General features: G+C 62.2%; 6 protein-coding genes. 1 reads left to right on the top strand and 5 read right to left on the bottom strand.

Features of this window, described 5'->3' with window-relative positions:
- From AC6CH3_RS23185 to AC6CH3_RS23165, 5 genes are all read right to left on the bottom strand, one after another.
- Positions 1 to 441: aminotransferase class III-fold pyridoxal phosphate-dependent enzyme (locus AC6CH3_RS23185; protein WP_498134671.1), on the bottom strand; the 441-nt coding region annotated here is incomplete at its 3' end.
- A 55-nt stretch (positions 442 to 496) separates the two neighbouring features.
- Positions 497 to 1651, bottom strand: coding sequence for an N-methyl-L-tryptophan oxidase (gene solA, locus AC6CH3_RS23180; protein WP_498134670.1), 1155 nt, complete (start codon positions 1649 to 1651; stop codon positions 497 to 499).
- Between the two features lie 2 nt (positions 1652 to 1653).
- Positions 1654 to 2421, bottom strand: a complete 768-nt coding sequence (locus AC6CH3_RS23175; protein ID WP_498134669.1) for an amino acid ABC transporter ATP-binding protein — start codon at positions 2419 to 2421, stop codon at positions 1654 to 1656.
- The gene (locus tag AC6CH3_RS23170) at positions 2418 to 3350 is read right to left on the bottom strand and encodes an amino acid ABC transporter permease (protein ID WP_498134664.1); all 933 of its coding nucleotides are present in this window, start codon (positions 3348 to 3350) and stop codon (positions 2418 to 2420) included. The genes AC6CH3_RS23175 and AC6CH3_RS23170 overlap by 4 nt, the downstream gene beginning before the upstream one ends.
- A 10-nt stretch (positions 3351 to 3360) precedes the next feature.
- A complete protein-coding gene (locus AC6CH3_RS23165) occupies positions 3361 to 4287 on the bottom strand; it encodes an ABC transporter substrate-binding protein (protein WP_498134668.1) in 927 nt (308 codons plus the stop codon).
- Between the two features lie 336 nt (positions 4288 to 4623).
- Between AC6CH3_RS23165 and AC6CH3_RS23160 the strand changes: the two genes are divergently transcribed.
- A partial coding sequence (locus AC6CH3_RS23160; RefSeq protein ID WP_498134667.1) for an HAD family hydrolase occupies positions 4624 to 5109 on the top strand: 486 nt, incomplete at its 3' end.

Below are 5109 nucleotides of genomic sequence, written 5' to 3'. Positions count from 1 at the left end.
AAATCCGGAGCGGAACTTGGTGCCGGCCGTGGTCAGCGAGGCCGCACCGACGGTCCTGCCATGGAAACCGCCGTGGAAGGAGATGATGTTGGGCCGTCCCGTGGCCATGCGCGCCAGGCGGACAGAGGCTTCCACGGCCTCGGACCCGGTCGTGGCGTAGAAGACGCTGTCCAGCCCCGTCGGCAGGTAGTCGCCGAGCTTTTCGGTGAGCTCCAGCAGGGGTTTGTGCATCACGGTGGTGTATTGGGCATGAATAATCTTGCCCACCTGCTCGCGTGCTGCCGCTACGACGTCGGGGTGGCAGTGACCCGTGCTGGTGACACCGATACCGGTGGTGAAATCCAGGTAGTTCTTGCCGTCGGTCGCGTGGATCCAGCTTCCGAGTGCGGAGTCGACAATGACAGGAGTGGCCTGCTTGAGGAGGGGACTGAGAGTTGCCATGGCTTCATACTTTCTGAGAGTTGTGGAGTGTCAACAACGGGCGATGCTGACTCGCTCAGTGTTTGTCTTGGGTCCGAACGCTGGTCTTGAATCGTTGTGGCCGCACGAATTCGAGGCCGTCGAAGGAACGTTTGCCCAAGGCCTCGCTTGCGGCAATCTCGCCAAAACCGGTGGCGTTCTTGAAGCCCCCTCCGGAGAATCCGGTGGCGCAGTAGATCCTGCTGTTCGCCGTAAGCCGGCCCAGCAGGGGATGCCCGTCTTTGGTGAAGAGGTCCGGGAAAGCGTCGGAGCGGACGATGGTGGGGAACAGGCCGGGGAAGAACTCCGTGACGGTTTCGGTCGTCTCGGTGATTTCCGCGGGGGTCAGTTCCCTGGGCACGGAGTTCGGGTCCGGTGTTGGTCTGCCGCGGCCGTCCAGCGTTGCCTTGACAGTCACACCATCCACGGCGGGCGCCCCGTACATGGAGCGGTCCTCGTAAATCCGGATGAAGATTGGGAACCTGTCCGGTGTGAATGCCGCCCCGTCTTTCGCGACGAACCACGTCAGGAAGATCCGTTTGGTCTGCGTTGCTGCCTTGAGGTAGTCGGGCATGAGCTTCTGGGACCAGCCGCCGGAGGAGACGATGACGTTCTCGAACGTCCAGGACTTCTCCCCGGAGGTGATGACGACGCCGTCGTCCGTTTCCTCGATGCTGTCGATCGGGGTGTTCGTGTGGACTGTCGCCCCGTTGGCCTGGGCTGCGGCGACGGCCGCTGTGACGGCGCGGTCGGTGCGCAGGGCACCGGCGTGGGGGTCGTAGACGGCGATGTCGTCGGGCCGGAGGTTGTGCTGGGGGTAGCGTTCGGCCATGGCCTCGTGGCTGAGGATTTCGTGCTCGGCGCCGTTGGCCCGGGTGGTTTCCAGGAGCTTGGAGATGTACGGGCCGTCGGCGGTGCCGATGGACAGTCCGCCGCAGCGGGTCAGGATGTCCTGGCCGGTTTCGGCTTCGAGCTCGGCCCAGAGGCTGCGGGAACGCTCCAGGACGGGGTAATAGTCGGGCACTCCCCGGTACAGCATTCGGAACAGTCGCGTATCACCGCCCACGGCGCTCCGGGCATGGCCTGGAGTCTGGGCCTCGAAGCCCACCACCGAGTCGGACAGGCGGGAGGCCTGCCACAGGGCCATGCTTCCGATGCTGCCAAGGCCAACGATCGCGACTGTTCCGTCCATGCCTAGAGCACCATTTCCAGGAAGGCCTGCGTCCGGGGTTCCTTGGGGTTGGACAGGATTTCCCGGGCGTCGCCGCGTTCAACCACGTAGCCGTCATCCATGAAAATCAGCGAGTCGGCCACTTCACGGGCGAAGCCCATTTCGTGGGTAACCACCACCATGGTCATGCCCTTCTTGGCGAGGTCCTGCATGACCATGAGCACTTCGCCGACCTTTTCGGGGTCCAGGGCGGAGGTGGGTTCATCGAAGAGGATGATCTCGGGGTCCATCGCGAGGGAGCGGGCGATGGCGACGCGCTGCTGCTGCCCGCCGGAGAGCTGGGCGGGGTAGTAGTCCCCGAACCCGGCCAGGCCGACACTGGCCAGCAGCTCGTGGGCCCGCTTGGCGGCTTCCTTCTTGTCAGCGCCCTTGACCAGCACCGGCCCGGACATGATGTTTTCCTGCGCTGTCATGTTGGGAAACAGGTTGAACTGCTGGAAGACCATGCCGATCCTGGTGCGCTGCTCAGCGAGTTTCTTCCGGCTTACCGCGAGGTAGGCATGGTCTGTCTCGTAGTAGCCGAAGTCCTCGCCGTTGACCTTCAGAACCCCGGAGTCCACGGTCTCCAGGCCGTTGATGCAGCGCAGGACGGTGGACTTGCCGGAGCCGCTGGGGCCGATGATGCAGCAGATCTCTCCGCTGGCGATGTCCAGATCAATATCTTTCAGGACCGTTTTGTGTCCGAAGGACTTTCGGATTCCGCGGGCGTGAATGGTGCCGTCGTTGCTCATCGCAGGGTCCCTTCCGGTTCGGTCAGCACAGCTTTTTTCGCCTTCCGGGGAAGCCGGGAGGTTGCGCGGGAGTATTTTTGCTCGAGCTTGGACTGCGGGTAGCTCAGCAGCAGGGTCATCACCAGGTACCAGAGGCTGGCGACGATCAGCAGCGGGATGGTCTCGTAGGTGCGGGCGTAGATGAGCTGGGCGCTTTGGAGCAGCTCGGCGACGCCCAGCACGCTGACCAGGGAGGTTCCCTTGAACATGCCGATGACCTGGTTGCCGGTCGCGGGGATGATCGAGGGCATCGCCTGGGGGATGATGACCTTGCGCATCTTCATCGCCCCGCTCATGCCCAGGGAGTCGGCGGCCTCGATCTGGCCCTTGCCGACCGAGGAGAACCCGCCACGGATGATCTCGGCCATATACGCGGCCTCGTTCAGCGTCAGGCCGACCAGGGCCGCAGTGATCGGCGCCATCAGGGCGTTCACATCGATCGCGGTGCCGATGTCCGTAAACGGAATCCCGATGAACAGGTCCGGGTACAGCGCCGCGACGTTGAACCAGAAGATCAGCTGCACCAGGACCGGGGTGCCACGGAAAATCGTGATGTAGACGCTGGCCGTGGCCGCGACCGGTTTGATGCTCGAGGACCGCATGATCGCCAGCCCCAGCCCCAGGAGCGTTCCCAGGGCCATGCTGGCAAGCGTGAGGAAGATCGTGAGCATCAGGCCACGCAGGATGGATTCATGCGTGAAGTACTGGGCGACAACACCCCACCTGAAGTTGGGGTTGGTCGACACCGAGAGCAGGATGCCGATGCCGATCAGGCTGCAGACCACCCAGGCGACATACTCAAAAGTGCTGCGCCGCCGGAGCCGTGGCTTCAGATGCGACTCTTTCCCACTCATGGGGGTTTCGTTTCTTTCGATGGTTGTTTCCTGCATGGACTTCCCCTTAGCGGATTGTGGCTTCGGTGATGACTGATTCGCCCAGGCCCCAGTACTCCAGGGACTCCTTGTATTCCGGGGTCTCCAGAACGGACTGGATGGCCTTCTGCAGGGCCGGCGTCAACGGGGAGCCCTTCTTGACCCCCATGGCGACGTTGGTGTTCGTGCGGGTATCCATCCTCGGCTCCAGGACCGTGAAGTGGTTGGGCTGCTGCTCTGCGGCCCAGGCCAGGCCACTGGCGTCATAGAAAACGCCGTCGATCCGCTTGGAGTCCAGCTGCGTCAGGGCCTCCTGGACGTTGGGCAACGTCACGCCGTTGATGGCCGGCTTGCCCTTTTCCTCACAGGTCCACTTCGAGACGTTCGGCAGGTGCTTCAACTGCTGGGTGGAGCCCTTGGTCACGCCGATGTTCTTGCCGCAAAGCTCGTCGTTGGCCAGATTGTTCGGGTTGCCATGGGGCACCGCAATGGCCGAGCCGCCCTTAATGTAGTTGATCATGTCCAGGACCTTCAGCCGCTCTTCCGTGGCGGACATGGTGGTGGCGGTGAAGTCGTAGCGGCCGCCGTCGATACCGGGAATGATCGTGTCAAACGCCGTGTTCTCGAACTTCAGCTTCAGCCCCAGCTTTTTCGCCACCAGCCGGGCGAGGTCCGGGTTCACACCAATCGGGGTTGAGTTGTCCTCGGCCAGGAACGTCATCGGCGGGGAACTCAAATCCATCGCCACGCTCAGTTCACCCTTGGCCTTGTAGGACTCCGGCAGCAGCGCCACCGCGGCCGCATCCGGCTCGACACCCTCGGAGACGTCACGGGTGTTCTGCGTCTTGGGAATGTCCCCTCCCTGGGTGCCGGTGGCAGCGCCGCCACAGGCACTCAGGGACAGCAGGACAGCAAGCCCCGCGGCTGCGGTCTGAACTTTGTTGATGGTCTTCATGGTGCTTCCCTTCGAATGGTTTCAGCGGATTGGATCCGCCAAAACGACTGCATCTCATGCGGGGGATGTGATCCGCATCTCGTTCCGCATCTAAACCAATGCAACCCCCTCGTCTGCCGATTGTCAACAATTGACGACAAGAAAAATTTACCGGGTCTGTGACCGGGGGCATAGGACGCCAAACTGTTGACAATTTACAATTTTGGGTTCTACAGTCGAACGTATCGGCAGCAGAGTTCCCATAGGGGGAGAATCCACATGATCTGAGCATGCCTTGGACCCTGCAGAGGCTCGGCGCCCCGGGCCCTCCGAACAACTTCGACGAACGGATGAATCATGGCAACGACTAACTCCCGGCCGAAGTACATCTCTTTTGATGTCTATGGCACGCTTATCAACTTCGATATTGATCCCACTACGCGTCGTCTGCTGGATGGCCGTATCTCTGAGGAGCAGTGGCCTGCGTTCAAGAAGCAGTTCCGTGGGTACCGGTTCGACGAGGTCACGGGCGACTATAAGCCGTACGAGGCGATCCTGCAGGATTCCTTTGACCGGGTGTGCAAGCGCTGGGGCATTGGGCCGACTCCTGGTGCCGGTGCGGCGTTCGCTGAGGCTGTGCGCGGCTGGGTTGCGCACGAGGATGTGCCGGTTCCGTTGAAGCTCATGGGTGAGAACTACAAGCTGGTGGCTTTGTCCAACGCGGACGACAGCTTCCTGGACATCAGCATTCCCAAGCTCGGTGCGGAGTGGCACGCCGTGTTCACCGCTGAGCAGGCCCAGGCGTACAAGCCGCGGTACCAGGCGTTCGAGTACATGCTCGAT

It is taken from the genome of Arthrobacter sp. GQ119 (assembly GCF_059759125.1).
The sequence above is the reverse complement of the archived record's forward strand: the minus strand, read 5'-3'. Positions and strand labels throughout refer to the sequence as shown.